Here is a 20,071-nt window from a genome sequence, read left to right on the forward strand (position 1 = left end):
ACACAATCTAAAATTTTTAGACAAAGTATTGTATGATTGCTAATACCTTCATTAAAAGACCTGTAACTGCTATAGTTATATCTATTGTACTGATTATTACCGGTACAGTAAGTATACTGCTTTTACCGATAGATCAGTATCCGGATATTACGCCGCCTATTGTACAGGTGAACGGTCAGTTTACCGGTGCCGATGCGCAAACCGTTGAACAAACCGTGGCCACCCCTATTGAAGAACAGGTAAACGGAACTCCAGGCATGGAATATATGCAAAGTAATAACACCAATAACGGGCAAATGAGCATGAATGTAACTTTTAAAATGGGGACAGACATTGACGTTGCCGCGCTTGATGTTCAAAACAGGGTGAGTATTGCTACTCCCTTGTTACCAGCCGTAGTAAGCCGGCTCGGCCTTACCGTTCGCGCGGTTAACCCCAGTATGCTGATGATGGTAGCTATTTATGCACCGAAAGGAACGCATAACATCACCTTTCTGGATAACTACACCAACATTTTTATTCAGGATGCCTTATTGCGCGTACCTGGTGTAGGCAGTATCAACCGGTTTACGGATGATTTCAGTATGCGGATCTGGATGAACCCGGATAAAATGGCCGCTTACAGCTTAACCCCGCAGGATGTGATCAACGCCCTTAACGCGCAAAACGTGCAGGTAGCAGCCGGTACGGCAGGTGTGCCGCCGCAAGCGTCGAGTCAGACTTATGAGTTAGGTATCCTGGTTAACGGTCGCTTGAGCAAAGTATCGGAATTTGAAAAAGTTATTGTAAAAACTGTACCGGCAACGGGTCAATTGGTATATCTGAAAGACGTTGCCCGGGTTGAACTGGGCAAATTCACTTTTTCAAGTAACTCCTTTGTCGATGGGCATAAAGCATCCTATCTGCAAATTTACCAGGCACCGGGCAGCAATGCGTTGGAAACCGCCAATGGTGTGTATGCCGCGCTGGCCAAATTGAAAACTAATTTCCCTTCGGATGTAGAATACAAAGTTCCTTTTGAATCGGTTACCGTGGTTAAGGTATCTATGGAAGATGTGGTGGGTACGTTATTAAAAACCCTGGCATTGGTTGCCGTTGTGGTATTCCTTTTCCTGCAAAACTGGCGATCAACACTAATCCCGGTATTGGCTATCCCGGTATCTATTTTTGGTACATTCTGCTTTTTTATTCCCTTAGGCTTTACCATCAATACCCTAACCATGTTCGGTTTTGTACTGGCGATTGGTATTGTGGTGGATGATGCCATTATCGTGGTAGAAGCTGTACAACACTACATTGATCATGATGGCATGTCAGCCAAAGAGGCTACCTACCAGGCCATGAAGGATATCTCGGCACCGGTAATTGCCATCGCGATGATATTAGCGGCGGTATTTGTCCCGGTTGGGTTTATCCCGGGTATTGTGGGCCGTTTATACCAGCAATTCGCTATTACCATCGCCATATCGGTGATCATATCGGCATTTATAGCGCTTTCGTTAACGCCGGCACTGTGTACCCTATTACTGAAACCATCACATATTGATAAAGAAGCAAAAGGTATCAATAAATGGTTCTTTAAATTTAACAGTTGGTTTGACCGGGTAACGGCCAGTTATACCGAGGGTGTGCGAAAGAGCATCAAAGCATCGCGTTTTGTAGTGATCATTTTGGCGTGTATTTGTGTTGGGACTTATTTTATGTTTCAGCATAAACCTTCGGGCTTTATTCCGTCTGAAGATGATGGCAACCTGTATGTGACCTTTCAACTGCCACCGGCATCTTCTACCGCTGCATCCGTTGATGTGATGTCGAAACTCATGAAAGTTATCGGGTCGACACCGGGTGTAGCCCACTATGCGGCCCTATCCGGTCTTAACGTGGTAACCAATGCCAGTAACTCTAACAACGGTACCATTTATTGCCAGCTTGCCCCTTGGGACGAGCGCAGTAAATCCACCGAACAAGTGCCCGGAATTATCGGCGAGTTGCAAAAACGTATTGCCGATGCCGGTATAAGAGATCCCAACGTGGAAGTGATTCAGCCATCTCCCCTTCCGGGTATTGGTACAACTGTAGGCTTCAGTTTGCAGATAGAGCAGCGTAATACTAGCGATAATCTACAGGATTTTGAAAAGGTAGTGAAAAACTTTGTGGCCGAGGCCAATAAAAACCCGGTCATCAGCAAAGCATTCAGCTTTTATACAGCCCATACGCCTAATTACAGCTTAACGGTAGACAGGGAGAAATGCGAAAAATTGGGTGTAAATGTTGCTGATGTGTTTACCACTATCCAGGCCTACATGGGCAGCCTTTATATCAATGATTTTACCACCTACAACCGCACATTCCACGTAGTGGTACAAGCCGATACAGCCTTTAGAAAGGTAGTTGGAAACATGGATAAATACTATGTGCGTAACCAGGCTGGTGATATGGTACCGCTGGGTACGCTCATCAGTTACAAACCGGTTGACGCGCCACCGCTGATCTCGCACTTCAACATTTTCCGTACTGCCGAAGTCGATGGCTCTGCAGCACCTGGTCATAGCAGCGGCGAAGCCATTGCAGCCATGCAGGAACTGGCTAAAAGAGTTTTACCGCAGGGTTACGAATATGAGTTTTCGGGCTTGAGTTATGAGGAGATCAAGGCGGGTTCAACCACCATTTATATATTCCTCTTTTCTATCACTTTCGTATTCCTCTTCCTGGCGGCATTGTATGAAAGCTGGTCGGTTCCTTTTTCCGTACTGCTGGCCGTACCTGTGGGTGCTATGGGTGCAATTCTTGCCCTAATCCTGGTGCCGAGTTTAACTAATAATGTATATGCCCAAATTGGTCTCATCACATTGATCGGTCTCGCGGCCAAAAACGCGATCTTGATTGTGGAGTTTGCCAAAGTAAGGGTGGATATGGGCGAAGAGTTGATCAAATCAACACTGGAAGCTGTGAGCCTTCGTTTACGCCCCATCATCATGACCTCACTTGCCTTTGTTTTAGGTGTATTACCATTGGTACTGGCCACAGGCGCGGGTGCGGTAGCACGAAGGACTATCGGTTTTACCGTTTTAGGCGGTATGATCGCGGCTTCAACGCTGGCGATATTTATTGTACCTGTTCTTTTTGTATTGATAACCCGTTTTTCTTATGGTAAAGAAAAGCTCGAATACCTGCAAACACATAAAGAAAACCTGCGGGAAAAAGCAAGAAAAGTTGAAGCTCAAAATATTGATCCGGAACTGGAATATGAGATTGAAAAATCCCGTGAATTACATAAAAGCTAACAAGGATGGTTTCAAATACATTTATAAAAAGGCCGGTAACCGCAATTGTTATTTCATTAGTTTTAATGATAGCGGGATTGATCTGCCTGTTCAACCTCGCGGTTGATCAATATCCCAATATATCGCCGCCAAGCGTATCGGTAAACGGATCGTATACCGGTGCCGATGCTCAAACAGTTGAGCAAAATTTAGCTACACCTATCGAAGAACAGGTAAACGGCACGCCCGGTATGGAATACATGACCAGCACCAATACCAACAGCGGCAGCATGGGTATAAGGGTTACCTTTAAAATAGGCACAAACGTACATATCGCAGCGTTGAACGTGCAAAACAGGGTTGGTATTGCCGCACCCTTATTACCTTCGGTTGTAAGTAAACTGGGCCTGACTGTACGTGCCAGTAACCCCGACCAATTGATGTTGGTCGCAATTTACTCACCTAAAAAAACTCACAACATTACCTTCCTGGATAATTATACCAATACGTTTATCCAGGATGCTATACTCCGTGTTCCTGGTGTGGGAGATGTTAGTGCACGTACTGATAATTTCAGTATGCGGATCTGGATGAATCCGGATAAAATGGCATCTTATAGTTTAACTCCGGCCGATGTTACAGCAGCGCTGAACGCCCAGAATGTTTATGTTGCCGCAGGTTCAGTCGGCGCTCCGCCACAACAATCGTCGCAAACTTTTGAAACAGGCATTTTGGTTAACGGAATGCTGAATAAAGTTTCGGACTATGAAAAAATTGTGGTAAAAAGCATACCTGGAACCGGTCAGTTAGTTTACCTCAAAGATGTGGCCAGGGTTGAACTGGGCAAGTTCACTTTTTCCAGCAACGCGTTTGTGGATGGAAACCGGGCATCAACTATACAGGTATATCAATCGCCAGGAAGTAATGCACTGCAAACCGCCGAGAATGTTTACGCGGCGCTTGCCAAACTAAAAAAATCCTTCCCAAAAGATGTGGATTATGTGGTGCCTTTCGAATCGATAACCATTATTAAGGTATCGATGCAGGAAGTAATAGGCACCCTGGTTAAAGCATTGGCTTTGGTGGCTATTGTGGTATTCTTATTTCTTCAAAACTGGCGTTCAACGCTGATACCTTTACTGGCCATTCCGGTATCAATCCTGGCAACCTTTATATTTTTTATACCGCTGGGGTTCACTATCAACACATTAACCATGTTTGGCTTTGTACTGGCCATTGGTATTGTGGTAGATGATGCCATTATTGTGGTAGAGGCGGTACAGCATTATATAGACGAAAAGGGCTTGTCGCCAAAGGAAGCTACCTATCAGGCTATGAAGGAGATCGCGGCACCCGTAATTGCGATAGCATTGATCCTGGCATCGGTATTTGTACCTGTAGGCTTTATTCCGGGTATTGTAGGTCGTTTGTATCAGCAATTCGCCATCACTATCGCCATATCTGTTATTCTTTCGGCTTTTGTTGCATTATCATTAACACCGGCGCTTTGTACCTTGCTTTTAAGGCCAACTCCTCCGGTAACAGCAAAGTCAAACTGGCTTACCAAGTTCTTTGATCGCTTTAACCATGTATTTGAAAAAGCAACGCTTAAATATACTAACGGTGTTCACCGTAGCATTAAAGGGGCAAGGTATATTGTGATCATACTGGTGTGTATTTGCGCGGGCACTTATATCATGTTCAGACTTAAACCATCAGGGTTTGTACCCGCAGAGGATGGCGGACGTTTATATGTGACCTATCAACTGCCCGAGGCATCATCAACTATTCAATCCGTTAATGTGATGGAGAAGTTGATGAAAATAGTAGCTTCAACGCCTGGTATATTGCATTATACAGCCATATCTGGTTTTAACATATTGAATGGTGGGGCCAACTCCAACAACGGATCCATGTTCTGTATGCTTACCCCATGGGATGATCGTACCACCCCGAATACCAGGGTACCCGGACTCATGAATGTGATCAAACAAAAGATCGCTAAAGCGGGTATCAAGAACGCCAACGTAGTGGTGGCTCAACCTCCGCCCATCAGGGGTATTGGTCAGGCGGCCGGCTTTAGTATGCAGATTGAGCAGGGAAATACCACCGACGATATTTATGCTTTTGAAAAAGTGGTTAAAAAGTTTGTAGCAGCGGCAAAGACCAATCCGGCCACTGCAGGGGCCTATAGCTATTTTTCGGCACATACGCCAAGCTATGAGCTTAATGTCGATCGTGAAAAGTGCGAAAAGCTGGGCATTAATATTTCGGATGTTTTTTCAACCATGCAGGCTTATATGGGTAGTTTATTCGTCAATAACTTTACCTTATATAACCGTACCTACCACGTAGTTGTACAGGCGGATACCGCTTACCGCGCGCTTATATCCAATATGAACAAGTATTATGTGCATAATTCTGCCGGACAAATGTTGCCTTTAAGTACCGTGATCAGTTACAAACCCATCGTAGCGGCACCGTTGATAACGCACTTTAATATCTTCCGTTCGGCTGAAGTTGATGGTTCTATACCTACAGGCTACAGCAGTGGTCAGGCTATAGAGGCGTTAAAAGAATTAGCTGCGAAAACATTACCGCGTGGTTACACCTATGAATTTTCGGGCTTAAGTTATGAGGAGATCAAAGCGGGCTCAACCACGGTGTATATCTTCCTCTTTTCCATCGTTTTTGTATTTCTGTTCCTGGCCGCATTGTACGAAAGCTGGTCGGTTCCTTTTTCGGTGATGCTTGCGGTTCCTATCAGTGCCTTTGGCGCTATCCTGGCGCTTACCATAGTGCCTACCATCACCAATAACGTATATGCCCAAATAGGATTGATCACTTTGATTGGTCTTTCGGCAAAAAACGCGATCCTCATTGTTGAATTTGCCAAGATAAGGGTTGACCGTGGAGAGGAACTAATCAAATCGACACTCGAAGCTGTACGCCTGCGTTTACGTCCCATCATCATGACCTCTCTGGCATTTATTTTAGGTGTACTACCGCTTGTATTGGCAACTGGTGCAGGTGCCGAATCAAGAAATACCATAGGAGTTACTGTTTTGGGTGGGATGATCGCGTCATCAACCATTTCCATATTTATTGTGCCGGTTCTCTTTGTTTTATTTACCCGTTTTTCCTACGGCAAAAAACAACTGGCTTATTTACAAGAGCATCATGAAGAATTAATGGAAAAAGCCCGGAAAGTAGAGGCTCAGAACATCGATCCCGAATTGGAATACGATATAGCCGAAGCTAACGCCAAACATAATGCAGACAAACAAACAGGAAAGGAAAATAACCATTAGTGTAGCAACCCATGAAAAACACCCAGCTGATATCAGAAAATTTAAGACTGATCAATAATTTATATAACAAGAACCTTGCTAAAGAGTTATCACCAATTAAAGTAAATCATCACTTTGAGGTATTATTGATCCTTGCTAAACAGAAGGGACCTATCACACAAAATAAACTGGCAGAACTGCTGCATGTAGATAAATCGAGAGTAGTCAATATTGTTTTTTCATTGGAGCAAAGAAAAATGCTGATCGTGAAAACGAATCCGGCCGACAGGCGTCAGCACTATATTTCTTTGTCCCCTCATGCCTTAGTTTCAATTCCTTTTATCGAAACAAAAATAAAACAGGTAAATGAATTGGCTAACACAGGTATCAGCGAAGAAAAACTGGATACTTTTTTCGAAGTAGCTGAAGCGATAATGCAAAACCTGACAAAAAACAAGCACTGAAACATTTTCCAGATGACAGTCAAAATTATCTGCTGTTAAATGTGTCGTGGTTTAAAATATCCACCATGAATATTTAACAGCAGATTTAAAATTCAACAAAAAGCCATACTTCTATCCTTAATAAATGTCCTCCTGTTTATTGGACATGCGCAAGTATGTGTGCAATCCGGCGACGCTTTTAAGATTGAGCTAAAAGCTCTTTGAAAAGCTTAATTTTTTATTTGAATATCATTATCAGAAAAACATAAATCAATCGATATTTATATTGGAATTTTTAGGCTAAATTTACTTAACTAACCATTTGCTTATGATCAATATTACAGTTAATGGTCAACACCACGATGTAGATGCTGACCCAAACATGCCGCTCCTTTGGGTAATTCGGGATATTCTTGGTTTAACCGGTACAAAATATGGATGCGGGGCCGCACAATGCGGGGCCTGCACGGTACACCTGAACGGGGAAGCTGTACGCTCCTGCGTCACCAAAGTAAACCGGGCAGCAGGGCAAAATATTGTGACTATTGAGGGGCTTTCAGCGAATAATAATCATCCATTACAACTGGCCTGGAATGAGATGAACGTTCCGCAGTGCGGATATTGCCAATCCGGGCAAATCATGTCAGCAGCGGTGTTGCTCCGTGAAAAACCCGACCCAACCGATCAGGATATTGATGATGCCATGTCGGGAAATATCTGCCGTTGCGGAACTTATCAGCGTATCCGTGCTGCTATACATAAAGCTGCGGCAATGCAAACAGAAGGAGCCCGGCTATGAAAAAACTCATCTTTTTAGGTATGGTACTGGCTATTGCAGCTATTGCGGAGTTATCATTCAAAACAGAAGCGGTAAAAACTAACACATATCCTGCTTTACCCAAAGACAGTATTGGCTCGGTAAAAGCGTTTATGTCTGTTTATAGAGTTTTGAAAAGTGCGCGCTGCATGAATTGTCACCCAGCTGGTGATGCACCTTTACAAGGTGACGATAGCCACATCCATACAATGAATGTTAAGCGGGGGGCTGATGGAAAAGGTCTTTATTCTGTACGTTGCAGCAATTGCCACCAGGCAGAAAATACGGCAGGGCTGCACATGCCTCCTGGAAATCCTAAATGGGGGCTGCCGCCTGCTAATATGCGTATGGTATTCCAGGGGCGTACACCGCGTCAGTTAGCATTACAGCTTCTTGACCCCAAACAGAATGGCGGACGCAGCAAAACACAGCTAATTGACCATATGGCCAATGATGATCTGGTTGGTTGGGCCTGGCATCCGGGCGATGGCCGTACTCTACCGCCAATGAGCAGGCCGGCTTTTGCCGCGCAGGTACGTTTATGGATAGCTAAGGGCGCTTATGCCCCACCGGCTAAAGCAAAATAAAAGGATTCAAACAAAACACAGTAGCCATTATGGAAACTAAGGCAATATCAAGAAGAAATTTCCTAAGAGTATCCGGTTTTGCCGGAACCGCGCTTTGCTTAGGTTTTTATTTTCCAGCGAATGCAAAAAAGGAACAGTTAATATCGGCAGCAGACCAGTCAGCGTTTGAATTCAATGCCTGGATGCGTATCGACACGAATGGTAAGGTTACCCTGACGGACCATCGTGCAGAAATGGGACAAGGTTCCTATCAGTCTGTGCCGCAAATTATTGCAGAAGAACTGGAAGTTGACCTTAAAGATATCGATGTTATATTTGCCATAGGCGATCCTACTAAATATGGAAGTCAGATCACCGGCGGCAGTTCTACTATTAGAGGTTCCTATAAAAAGCTATTAAAACTAAGTGCAACCGCTCGTGAAATGCTCATCACTGCAGCAGCAAATAAATGGAACGTTCCTGCGAGTGAGTGCTATGCCGAATCAGGGCATGTGATCCATAAGCCTTCGGGCAAAAAATTCAATTATGGTGAACTGGTAGCTGATGCATCAAAGCTTTCACCGCCAAAAGAGGTGAAACTCAAAAATATTTCGGAATATAAACTGATCCGCAAACCGCTTCAAAGGCTCGATACGCCTATGAAAACCAATGGCGGCGCTATCTTCGGTTTAGATAAAAAACTACCCGGAATGTTATATGCATCGGTTGAACGTAATCCCAGGCTGCGCGGAAAGGTAAAAAGCTTTGATGATTCAGCTGCGTTAAAAGTTCCGGGCGTTAAACGGGTATTTAAAATACAAATGATGGTTTTTAACACTACCCGTGATGGCGTGGTGGTAATTGCCGATTCAACATGGGCAGCTATGCAGGGCAGAAAAGCATTACATGTTGAATGGGACGACACTGGCTTTGAGCATGTAAATACCAGTGATATTTATAAAGCCCACGAGGAATTGCTTAAAAAAGAAGAGGGGCTTTTTTTAAAAAAGCAGGGCGATCCGGATAGCATCTTAACGCAGGCTACAAAAAAGATAGATGTGATCTATCAAACCCCATATCAGTCGCATGCCGCCATGGAACCATTAAATTGCGTGGCCCATTACCAACCCGATAAAATTGAGATATGGGGACCGATACAGGCCCCCGATTGGGTACTGGGTAATATTACCAGCAAATTCAATATGCCAAAGGAAAAAGTGATCGTTAATATGACTTTTTTGGGCGGTGGATTTGGACGAAAAGCTTTCCTGGACTACCCCTACGAGGCTGTCTTGATATCAAAAGAAATTGGCGCACCCGTTCAGGTTGTCTGGAGCAGAGAAGATGATATAAAACAGGGCCCTTATCGTGCAGGTATCTCCTACAGGGGCCAGGGAGCCATTGAAAATGGCGACATCACTGCCTTAAAATTTAAAATGGCAGGGCAAAATATCGATCATTGGAATGGGCCTGCAAGAGGTAAAGCGAATGGAAGTACATCGGAAGGCTTTTTAAAGCCTTATTATGATAGCATTAAAAATATCAGTTTTGCCGATGTGCCTTATGAAATGCCCCTACCCAATATGTGGTGGCGTTCGGTTTATGCATCGACCAATGGCTTTGCTTATGAAAGTTTCATGAATGAGGTGGCGGTTTTAGCAGGACAGGATCAGCTTGATTTTCGCAGAAAATATTTGAAAGATGAGCGTTGCCAAAAACTTATTGACAGAATAGAGGAAGTGTCGGGTTGGAAATCAAGGCAAAAGAACCAGGGATACGGCGTAGCGATTACCGAATGTTTTGAAACTACCGTTGGGCATGTGGTAAAGGTATCAAGAAATCCGGAAGGAAAAATTAAGATCGACAAAGTTTGGGCGGTGATGGATTGCGGTTGGTACGTTAATCCGGATATCATCAAAGCACAGGTAGAAGGTTCCATCGTGATGGCTCTTGGCGCAGCAACCATACATGAGATCACTTTTAAAAACGGATTAGTTGAGCAAAATAATTTTTACGACTACCTGATGCCGCGCATGAGTGATATGCCACCTGTGGAAGTACACATTATGGATAATACTGCGGACGCAGGTGGTGTAGGCGAACCAGGCCTGCCGCCATTTGCGCCAGCACTTACAGATGCCATTTATGATTTAACCGGCAAAAGAATAAGGAAGCTGCCATTTAATTTAAACGCTGTTTAAAATAATCGATAGGTCGGCCGGTTTAAGAATGAAAGAAATTATAGACATTGTAGCGGCTTATGAAATCGCTGTAAAAGAGGGAAAGAAAACCGCGTTAGCCACTGTTGTGCTTGTGGAAGGATCTGCCTATCGCAGAGCCGGGGCCAGGATGCTGATCACAGAAGACGGACAATTAACAGGTGCTATTAGCGGTGGATGCCTGGAAGGCGATGCTTTGCGCAAAGCCAGAATGGTGATCATGCAGCAGGAGCCTTTGTTGGTTACTTATGATACAATGGACGATGATGACGCCAAACTGGGTGTTGGCCTGGGCTGTAATGGCATTATACATATCCTCATCGAGCCTGTTAATGATCATAAGATAAACCCGATCATCCTGTTAAAAGCCGCGATTACCGCGAGGGATAACGCCGTTCTGGTTACTTTATTTTCTCTTGAAGATCGGAAAGCACCACAGCCAGGCTCTTGTTTATACCTCACAAATGATCAAATTCTGCCAAATGGCTTAGCGATTTTGCCCTATAAAAATGAATTACTGGAAGACGCCAAAAACGCATTGAACAGCCGGCGCTCTGTTATTACGGCTTACCAAGGTTATACAGCATTTGTAGAGTGTATTAAACCTTTGATCTCACTGGTAATACTTGGGGCCGGGAATGATGCTATTCCCTTAACCCGGATGGCGGCCATATTGGGCTGGAATATCACAGTTGTTGACGGCAGGCCCAATTATGCATCCGTTGAACGCTTCCCATCAGCCAAAAAACTGGTGATTGCCAAACCGGAAAAAGTTTTGGAGAGCCTGGAAATAAACGAGTGGACGGCTTTTGTACTGATGACTCACAACTATAACTATGAGATTGCGTTTATGAAAGACCTTTTACCTGTAAACCCTTCCTATATTGGAATTTTGGGTCCCAGGAAAAAACTGGAACGCATGTTGGATGAACTGGAGGAGAATGGGGCTGTCATAACAGAACGCAATCTGGAAACTATCCACGGCCCTGTAGGTCTGGATATAGGATCTGAAACTGCCGAAGAGATCGCGCTATCCATTATCGCGGAAATCAAAGCCGTATTCACCAAGCGGAATGGCAGATCATTAAAATATAAAACCACCCTTATTCATAGCATTTAAATGGCATTACCTAACGCCTATACTTCCAGCAGAAATAAATTAACCCGGGTCTGCTGAGTTCGATGAAAATTTTCTTTTAGTTGAGAACAACGATATGAATATTCATACAAGGGTTATGCAGTGAAGAAATAACAATCAGCTCATTTTTTTGTATTATATTAAAAATGGCTAACTGCTCAAGGCATGGAAAACCGAGCACCTTCCTACTGGCTTACCCGTTTTATGATACTCCGCTTACTGGGGCTGGTTTATGCGGTAGCGTTCCTGATCGCCATTAATCAGCTCGTTCCGTTAATAGGGTCTAAGGGCTTGCTTCCAGCGGATCTCTATCTGAAGCAAGTAAGTACAGCACTTGGTTCAATAGGCGCTGGTTTTATACGCTTGCCCTCCTTGTTTTGGTTCTGGCATTCAGATACGGCCCTGCTAATGGCGGCCTGGACGGGTTTTATCCTCTCCGTCATTGTGGTGTCAGGCTATGCCAATGCGCCTTTGCTGGGTATTTTGTGGTTCATTTACCTGAGCATCGTTCACATAGGGCAAGACTGGTATGGCTATGGTTGGGAAATTCAGCTAACGGAGACCGGTTTTCTGGCAATCTTTCTTTCCCCGCTATGGGATTTGCGGCCATTCCCTAACCGGCCACCTCCTGTACTCATTATTATTTTATTCCGGTGGCTTATCTTCCGCATCATGTTTGGTGCCGGGCTGATCAAGTTTCGCGGTGATGCGACCTGGCGTAATGCAACCGCGCTTTATTACTATTTTGAAACACAACCCATTCCCGGTCCGCTGACCCGGTGGTTCCATTTTTTACCTCATGCGTTATTGAGAATCGGCGTCTGGTTTAACTGGCTGGCCGAGCTGGTGGCCCCCTGGTTTATCTGGTGGCCACGGCTATCGCGACATATTGCCGGATCAATAATTGTATTGTTTCAGTTCGCTATTATTCTAAGCGGTAATCTTTCGTTTTTAAACTGGCTGACGATTATACCGGCTTTAGCCTGTTTTGATGATAGCTTTTGGTCGAAATTTCTGCCAGGCAAGCTCGTCCGTAAAAGCGAGGCTGCCGCGAGCAAGGCCGAAGAATCCAAACACATGCAGGTCACTGTCTGGGTTGTTACCAGTTTGGTAGTGTTACTCAGCCTACAGCCGGCACTTAACATGTTATCACCAAACCAGGTCATGAACACATCGTTTGACCCGCTTGATCTGGTAAATACTTATGGCGCGTTTGGCAGCGTGGGACAGGAACGGCTGAACGTGGTATTTGAAGGAACGATGGAGGATACCCTTAACAATAAAGCACACTGGAAATCCTATATTTATAAGGGTTTGCCGGTATTGCTGAATAAGCGGCCGCCCCAGATCGCACCTTACCAATTACGATTGGACTGGCAAATGTGGTTTGCTTCGATGTCCACAGCCGAACAGTATCCCTGGACCTATAACCTGGTATGGAAGCTGCTGCACAATGACCCGGAGGCGGTTGATTTGTTTGCCAACAATCCTTTTCCAAAAAAGCCGCCCCGCTACATCCGCGCAGTATTGTACCGTTACCGGTTTGCAGGGAATGGCAATCCACAGGGGCAATACTGGACCCGGGAACGCATTGGCGATTGGATGCCGGTTTTAACCGCGGACAATAAACAACTGGTCGCTTTTCTGAGAGGACAGCGTTGGCTTCCCTGAATTTGGGGAATCCTCAACTCTTTCTTATTCAAAATATCTCTGGCTACAGAAATTTACTGCGCCTTGTGGTTACTGTTAAACAAATCTCTGAATATCTTCCAGCCCATCTTGGTTCTTCTCCACAGTTTTAAGTATTTACCATCGTCCAGAAGTTTTCCCTGCAGATCAAAAACCTGCCAGGTACCTTCCTCGGTCACATATTCTTTGCCGTCGCCATAAACATTACTGATTTGAAACTTCACACCTTTAACCTTTCCTGCTGCAAACGTGTCTTCAAAATCTTTTTCAAGCGCTTTTCTTCCAGTTATAGGAGGCGTGTTAGGAGCTAACAAACTTGCATCTTCGGTATAAATGTTCACGATGGATTTGTCGTTTTTTTCAAACAGGTTAAAATAAAGCGTGTTGGTGTTTTCAATGGCCTTTTTAACTGCAACTAAACCTGGGCTTGTGGTGATCTGAGCCCGGCAATTGTTATAAACGAAAAAAAGGGCAATACATGCAATAGCTAATATCAGGTTGTTTTGTTTCATGATCTTTCAATTAATTGATTAAATAATTAAAACAAAACTACCACCACAAAAAGAATATAAATTGTAAAAAACGGAACAGTCAATTATGGAGAGTTACAAAAAAATCGCTTGAGCTTTCAGGAGAAAACTGAGAGGGTGTTGAACCCGTAAAAAACTTAAAGTCCTTTATAAAATGCGACTGATCGAAATAGCCACATTGATGCGCGATTGCCGTAAGCGATGAATCTTTGCCAGCAACCAGATGAATACTTTTCTGAAACCGGGCTATCTTACTAAACAGATTTGGGGTAAGACCAGAATAATTTAAAAATATTTTTTGCAGGTAACGCGATGAGATACCATATCTGGACGCCACTGAATTCATATTTTCAAAAAAGTTATCTTGGTTTAAATCATGCATAATACTGTTAACCAGCGCCAATCTGGTGTATTTATTCCGGGAAAGCGAAAGCTTTTGCAGTAAAAACTTTTCTATTAATTCAATTCTCCGATCTATAGACTTAGCTTCCCATAATTTCGAATGCAGCCAAACGGCCTCCTTCCCTGCTATGTCTTTAAAATCAATTACCTGATCATTAAACTCTTCTATCGGTTCATTAAAAAAGCAAGCCGCAGTATGTGGAAAGAACCGAACGCCAAACATAGTATGCTTTCCGAAAGAGGTAAAAGTAAATGGCTGGATAGTTTGCCCCCACAGCTGGACATCGGGCTGAGTTATTAGATCACCGTTAATGAGTTGTTGCGGACTATCCGTTCCCAAATTAAACATGATCTCGATGAAACCTGTCGCGAAAACTTTATCCTGGGTAAGTACAGCAGTATCTGTTTCACATACAAAGTAACATTGTACGTAATTTTTTAAAAAGCTATTCGGACTAAATTCTCTGTAGCGCATATATAACTAATAGCTATACCTAAGTTAATATAAAACAGAGGCATTTTAAATAAAGTTAGATATTTTGGAGCTCGCATTAGTCCTCTCAGAGTTCTCTGCGAGAGACCCTAAGGTTACAAATTTACACAGGTCGAAATACTTAAACAATAACGATACACCTATAACGGCGTAACTGCAATGCACGATAAATAGCCACTTTTTCCAATCGGGGCTGAAAGATATATCGGTATGCTGTTTTTCCATACCGTTGGCACCGACTTCTTTTGATAAGTAGATTGCCCGGCGATATAAACATCATTATTAATTACTGCAATCCCGTATACATCTGCAGCAGATCCGGAAAGGAAGTTTAATTTATCATTCTTAAAATAGCCGCCACCTTTTTCTGTGAAACAAGCTACATATACATCCTGTCCGCTTACTGCCAGTTTGGTGGCTAATATGGCTATCGTCCCGTCACCTAATGTAACAGGTATGCTGTTTTTCCAATAAGTAACATAAGCTTTGTTCAAATTTGGGTACGAGGCCGCTACGTATACATCACCGTTTTGCACCGCAATATTGCCCGCATAGCCAGGGTGGCTATTGGTGAGTGCTGCGGGTACAAAATTTTTCCAAAAAGTTGGTCGCCCCCCGGTATTTCCTGAAATATAAATGTCGGATCCCTGTATCACCATGCCTTCTGTCGAGCCGCCTCCCCCATTAACACCCTGTAGGACGAACATTTGCCCATTTTTCCAGTAAACAGCGCTAAACTCAAAAAATCCGGTCACATAAACATCGTTTCCCTGTACAGCAATACCTGACGTTGAAGCACTTGTAGTATTGTCCGTTAAATTTACCTGTACCCCATTTTTCCAATAGGCTGCAATGTAGTTACCATTTTCGTCCTGTACATAACCAGCCGCATAAACATCGTTGCCTTGCACAGTAATAGCGTTTACCGACGCTGTTTTTTTTATGTGTGTAAGAACTACCGGAACCTGATTTTTCCAGTATACAGCCTGGTATGCATTAGCCAATGAATCGAAAACTGTGCCACCTACATAAACATTCGCGGTATATTTGGGGATTGTATCTTTGGGGATTGTGTCTTTAGGAATTGTATCCCTGGGAACTGTTTTTGTAGTATCTTTTGGAGTGATCTTAGCTAACAGACTTTTGAAGTCATTTTTCTTACATGCAGCAAATAGCAACGTTAAGATAAGTGCAAGGCACGCGACAATTTTATTATTTACCATGATAAGTGTTTAGTAGGCTTAAATATAGGCTTTTTAAGCAATTTATTATTAATCAAAAAAACTCGCACTTTCGTGGGAGGCTTTTGGGTGGATAATGGTAAAAATCCAAACAGTAACGGGTACCGAAGCGTAAATTCACATTTTCAATCAGGGCTAAGGGTTCCGGCTATATTAAATGGGAGGATTTATATACAATTCGCAATGCAGGGGTATCTTTTGAACCCACTTTTTTCAATAAGGCTTCCCTAAGCGTATTTGAAACAGGGTAATCAGACATCAACCTCCAGCTGTAACTACTCTTTATCGCCCAGTATCTGCGATTGTTAACCAACAGTTTGACAAGTTTATAACCATTTATAAAATCAACTTCTCTGATAACAATCTTATACCATTCGCCATCGCATTTCAAAGTGGTGTTTCGCACTCCTTTTACTTTCATAAGATAAGACATTGGTGCATTACAAAAGTATATTTTGTGATAAATCCCCTCAAGGTATTAATACCACGTGGCAGCGTGGTAAATACGTAAAAATCGCAATGGTGCTGAAATGCTAAATGATCTTGAACCTTATTATCGAAGGTTGAAAAAATTAAAAAAGGAGCAACGTAATTTAATTATAAATTAAATAATTTAATATTTTAAAAACCACTTTAAATCAACAGTGTTCTTATTACAGTTGTGATTATATACAGTATTTGATATAAAAAATTGTAGTTATGAATAGATATAAACAAATCATCTGGGTGGCTGCTATTGCATTGCTTTCAGCTTGCCATGGCGCAAATAAAGATAGCACCGAAAAAGCGGATAGTGTAAATAATAAATTTGATTCATTGAATAATAAAAATGGCGGGACCGGCGACAAGGAACTCAGTGGGGCTGACGCAAAGTTTGCTGTAGAAGCGGCCAACGGCGGCATGGCCGAAGTTGAACTCGGTAAACTGGCACAGGAGAAAGCGCTTGATCCCCAGGTTAAAAGCTTTGGGGCTATGATGGTCAAAGATCATTCAATGGCTAACATGGAAATGAAAGAATTAGCTTCAAGTAAAAGGATAACCCTGCCCGATTCTATCAACTCCGAAGAGCAGAAGCTTAAAACACAATTGTCAGCCAAATCAGGGTCCGATTTTGATAAGGCTTATGTGGATGCTATGGTTAAGGATCATCAGAAAGATATAGCTGCTTTTGAGGAAGCGCGGGGAAAGGTGAAATATCCAGAAATGACGGTATTCATTGATAAATCGCTCCCTATGCTTAAAAAGCATCTGCAGGCTATAGAAAGCATCAGCAAAAAAATGAACAAAAGGTAGGCTATTGAATAGTTACCGTCTATACGGTTTTAGAACTGGATGTACATTTAATTTGTTTAACCAATGAGGTTATACCGGGTTACCATTATTTCGGTACTATATCTTTTAACCCCGTCTATTCCAACATTTCTTTTCGTTTGAAGTTTGCCCTCGATCCATATCAGTTGATCTTCTCCGAAAAGGCCCTTTTCATCAAATAACAGATGCGTTGGGATTTGAATTATATGATATTCCTCATGGGATTCATCCCCTGATTTTTTTGATATTTTTTCAAGCGTTTTAAATTGAAACCGGAAAAGTTTACTATTATCATTTTGATACCCTGATTGTGCCCTGTCATGAACATATCCTACTAAAATTACCTTATTGATTCCCATACTTATCAAAATGCAAACTTTAATTCCGGAATGGTACAAGAAGATCTTTTATACTGGATACCAACTCATCGAGGTCAAAAGGTTTGGCGATAAATTTATCACAACCATAGGTTCCAAGTGACAGGATCACTTTAGGATAGGCAGAGATTATAATCACGGGCAAGTCACTCGTAGTGGGATTAACTTTCATTTGATGGCAGATCTCGCCGCCATTGATTCCTTCCAATAAATAGTCTATCAGAATCACATCGGGCTTCTCCTGTTCAACTATAGAAAGTATATTATTGGTATGCTCGTAAGCGGTTACAGTAAAACCCTCATAAACAAGCGCTTCCTGCATTATATCAAGTACATCAAGATCATTATCAATAATCATTACTTTTTTCAGTTCTTCCATAACTTATTGTTGAATTTTCGTAGACGCCCTTTAAAAACAGTAAATTATTTCATGCGGGCAACTCTGATTATTCAAAAATAGCGAGCGGTATTTTTAACCACTAAGTATTAATACTTATAATAGAGAGGAATAAGTACTATTTTTCCGAAAAAATATAAACGATATGATAAATATTAATTGATAATGCCGTTTACCAACGCAAAGCGGATCAATGCGGCCGTATTACGGGCACCGGTTTTATCAATAAGCGCCTGGCGGTGCCCTTCCACGGTTCGTTTACTGGTAAATATTTTATCTGCAATTTCCTGGTTGGTGTAACCTTCTGCTACGAGGCCCAATATTTCTATTTCCCGGCTTGAAAACTCTATCCCATCAGAAAATTCGGTAAGCGCCACATCTGGAATGGATAATAACCGGTTTAAAAAACGTGAGGTAAGTTCTGAACAAATGTATTGGGAACCGGCATATATATGTCTGATGGCAAAAATCAACTCGTCTGGACTTGCACTTTTCAGCAGGTAACCGCTTGTGCCGGTATGAAAGGCCTGCACTACATATTTTTCATGATCAAGCGCACTCAAAACAATAACCTTGCAAAAAGCCCCTTGATCTTTCAGCTTTGAAATTAGCTCTATGCCAGACAGTTCAGGCATATTCATATCAGCCAATACAATGTCGGCAGGGATTCCCTTTTCAAGTAATTCTAAAACCTCCCTCCCATTAACGGCCTCGCCGGTTACCTCAAAGTCATTCTCTTTCTCTAAAAGCGACCGGATGCCATTCCTTACGATATTGTGGTCTTCTGCCAGGATAATCTGAATCATGTTGCTGTTATCTATGTCTTATTCATTTGACCTTAAAACGAATACTTTAGACTATTAAAGATAGCCTTCATCTAATGGCCCGGTTTTGCTGATAGCCACCAGTAAAGTTTTTAAACGTTCGATATGCACTGATAATTGTTCTGCTTTTTGCCGATAGGTAGATGAGAGCTCACCTGCATGCAACCCCTTCTCCCGGCCGCCAATATTCAGAAACAGGTTTCGACGCTCTTCCAATATTCGCACAGATACCCATAGTGATTCTTCCAGTGCTTCATTCTGTTTTTCAACCAATGCATTTTCGGTATATACATGCCCGGTGTGACAACGGTACCTTGCCAGATCCTCATTTTTTATTTTCCAAAGCCCACCACCACAATCGGGGCAGGTGAAGTTGCTGTGGGTGCCTATTTTTTCCATCTCCTGAATACTGCTAATCATTCTCTCGGTGATTTCGGCTTCAATTTTCACATCCTCCGGTATCGGTAACATCCCGGTTGGGGGTTTGGAAATTATCTCATTGATAATATAACCCATATCGTTGATCAATACCCGGTAATCTACATCTACGTTATTGAGCACACTTCTTGGCATATCATCAAACTCGGCTTCATCAGGTTCCTGCACAATACACACTCCACCGCTCCTTTTTATGGCCGACATACCAGAGGTTCCATCATCCAGCAGACCGCTTAGTATAATCCCTATTACTTTTGAATCATATGCTGCCGCCGCCGATCTGAATAAAACATCGATAGAAGGCCGCCAGCGGTTTTCGTGGGGACCGTGGGTTAAGCGGACGATGTCCCGCTTTATGAACAAATGCCTGTCGGCCGGTGCAAGGTAAACTTTACCAACTGTTATTGGTTGGCCATCTGCCGCAATAAGGCATTCATACGATGTTTTCCGTTGAAATTGCCTGCACAAAACTTCAGCCTGTGATTTTATGGACATGTGAATGACGATAAATATGGCTACTGGCAGATCCGGTGATAGTTTGCCGATCAGTTGGTCTACCGCTTTGATACCTCCTGCCGATGATCCAATAACAATGATCTGTTTTAATTCCATATTTACCGCTTTTCTACCTTC

General features: G+C 42.9%; 16 protein-coding genes. 9 read left to right on the forward strand and 7 right to left on the reverse strand.

What is annotated here, in order from left to right:
- Positions 1 to 32: 32 nt before the first annotated feature.
- The 8 genes from AB6735_RS04470 (at position 33) to AB6735_RS04505 (ending at position 13,407) form a co-directional block, all read left to right on the forward strand.
- Positions 33 to 3,284, forward strand: a complete 3,252-nt coding sequence (locus AB6735_RS04470) for an efflux RND transporter permease subunit (protein ID WP_370994643.1) — start codon at positions 33 to 35, stop codon at positions 3,282 to 3,284.
- 5 nt (positions 3,285 to 3,289) lie between these two features.
- A complete protein-coding gene (locus tag AB6735_RS04475) occupies positions 3,290 to 6,574 on the forward strand; it encodes an efflux RND transporter permease subunit (protein ID WP_370994644.1) in 3,285 nt (1,094 codons plus the stop codon).
- Between the two features lie 11 nt (positions 6,575 to 6,585).
- Positions 6,586 to 7,017 carry a MarR family winged helix-turn-helix transcriptional regulator gene (locus AB6735_RS04480; protein ID WP_370994645.1) on the forward strand — a complete coding sequence of 144 codons (432 nt, stop codon included), beginning with the start codon at positions 6,586 to 6,588 and terminating at the stop codon, positions 7,015 to 7,017.
- Between the two features lie 307 nt (positions 7,018 to 7,324).
- Complete coding sequence (locus AB6735_RS04485; protein ID WP_370994646.1) at positions 7,325 to 7,795, forward strand: (2Fe-2S)-binding protein; 471 nt, start codon at positions 7,325 to 7,327, stop codon at positions 7,793 to 7,795.
- Entirely contained in the window at positions 7,792 to 8,400 is a 609-nt protein-coding gene (locus AB6735_RS04490) for a cytochrome c (protein WP_370994647.1), read from the forward strand. Before AB6735_RS04485 ends, AB6735_RS04490 begins: the two co-directional genes overlap by 4 nt.
- Before the next feature lie 29 nt (positions 8,401 to 8,429).
- A complete protein-coding gene (locus tag AB6735_RS04495) occupies positions 8,430 to 10,580 on the forward strand; it encodes a molybdopterin cofactor-binding domain-containing protein (RefSeq protein ID WP_370994648.1) in 2,151 nt (716 codons plus the stop codon).
- A 28-nt stretch (positions 10,581 to 10,608) separates the two neighbouring features.
- Positions 10,609 to 11,718 carry an XdhC family protein gene (locus AB6735_RS04500; protein WP_370994649.1) on the forward strand — a complete coding sequence of 370 codons (1,110 nt, stop codon included), beginning with the start codon at positions 10,609 to 10,611 and terminating at the stop codon, positions 11,716 to 11,718.
- A 183-nt stretch (positions 11,719 to 11,901) separates the two neighbouring features.
- On the forward strand, positions 11,902 to 13,407 hold the full coding sequence (locus tag AB6735_RS04505; protein ID WP_370994650.1) for a lipase maturation factor family protein: 1,506 nt from the start codon (positions 11,902 to 11,904) through the stop codon (positions 13,405 to 13,407).
- Between the two features lie 53 nt (positions 13,408 to 13,460).
- Here the strand turns inward: AB6735_RS04505 and AB6735_RS04510 are convergent, their stop codons facing one another.
- From AB6735_RS04510 to AB6735_RS04520, 3 genes are all read right to left on the reverse strand, one after another.
- On the reverse strand, positions 13,461 to 13,937 hold the full coding sequence (locus AB6735_RS04510; protein WP_370994651.1) for a ketosteroid isomerase family protein: 477 nt from the start codon (positions 13,935 to 13,937) through the stop codon (positions 13,461 to 13,463).
- Positions 13,938 to 14,016: 79 nt separating this feature from the next.
- Complete coding sequence (locus AB6735_RS04515; protein ID WP_370994652.1) at positions 14,017 to 14,832, reverse strand: DUF6597 domain-containing transcriptional factor; 816 nt, start codon at positions 14,830 to 14,832, stop codon at positions 14,017 to 14,019.
- A 158-nt stretch (positions 14,833 to 14,990) separates the two neighbouring features.
- Entirely contained in the window at positions 14,991 to 16,073 is a 1,083-nt protein-coding gene (locus AB6735_RS04520; RefSeq protein WP_370994653.1) for a hypothetical protein, read from the reverse strand.
- A gap of 717 nt (positions 16,074 to 16,790) precedes the next feature.
- Between AB6735_RS04520 and AB6735_RS04525 the strand changes: the two genes are divergently transcribed.
- On the forward strand, positions 16,791 to 17,384 hold the full coding sequence (locus tag AB6735_RS04525; protein WP_370994655.1) for a DUF4142 domain-containing protein: 594 nt from the start codon (positions 16,791 to 16,793) through the stop codon (positions 17,382 to 17,384).
- A 56-nt stretch (positions 17,385 to 17,440) separates the two neighbouring features.
- Here AB6735_RS04525 and AB6735_RS04530 read toward each other — a convergent pair whose 3' ends face one another.
- From AB6735_RS04530 to AB6735_RS04545, 4 genes are all read right to left on the reverse strand, one after another.
- Positions 17,441 to 17,761, reverse strand: a complete 321-nt coding sequence (locus AB6735_RS04530) for a single-stranded DNA-binding protein (RefSeq protein ID WP_370994656.1) — start codon at positions 17,759 to 17,761, stop codon at positions 17,441 to 17,443.
- Between the two features lie 19 nt (positions 17,762 to 17,780).
- Complete coding sequence (locus AB6735_RS04535; RefSeq protein ID WP_370994657.1) at positions 17,781 to 18,158, reverse strand: two-component system response regulator; 378 nt, start codon at positions 18,156 to 18,158, stop codon at positions 17,781 to 17,783.
- Positions 18,159 to 18,331: 173 nt separating this feature from the next.
- Complete coding sequence (locus AB6735_RS04540; protein ID WP_370994658.1) at positions 18,332 to 18,982, reverse strand: response regulator; 651 nt, start codon at positions 18,980 to 18,982, stop codon at positions 18,332 to 18,334.
- Between the two features lie 54 nt (positions 18,983 to 19,036).
- Positions 19,037 to 20,050, reverse strand: a complete 1,014-nt coding sequence (locus tag AB6735_RS04545; protein ID WP_370994659.1) for a chemotaxis protein CheB — start codon at positions 20,048 to 20,050, stop codon at positions 19,037 to 19,039.
- Positions 20,051 to 20,071 lie beyond the last annotated feature (21 nt).

Origin of the sequence: Mucilaginibacter sp. RCC_168 (assembly GCF_041355315.1) — a bacterium.
Classification (GTDB): Bacteria; Bacteroidota; Bacteroidia; order Sphingobacteriales; family Sphingobacteriaceae; genus Mucilaginibacter.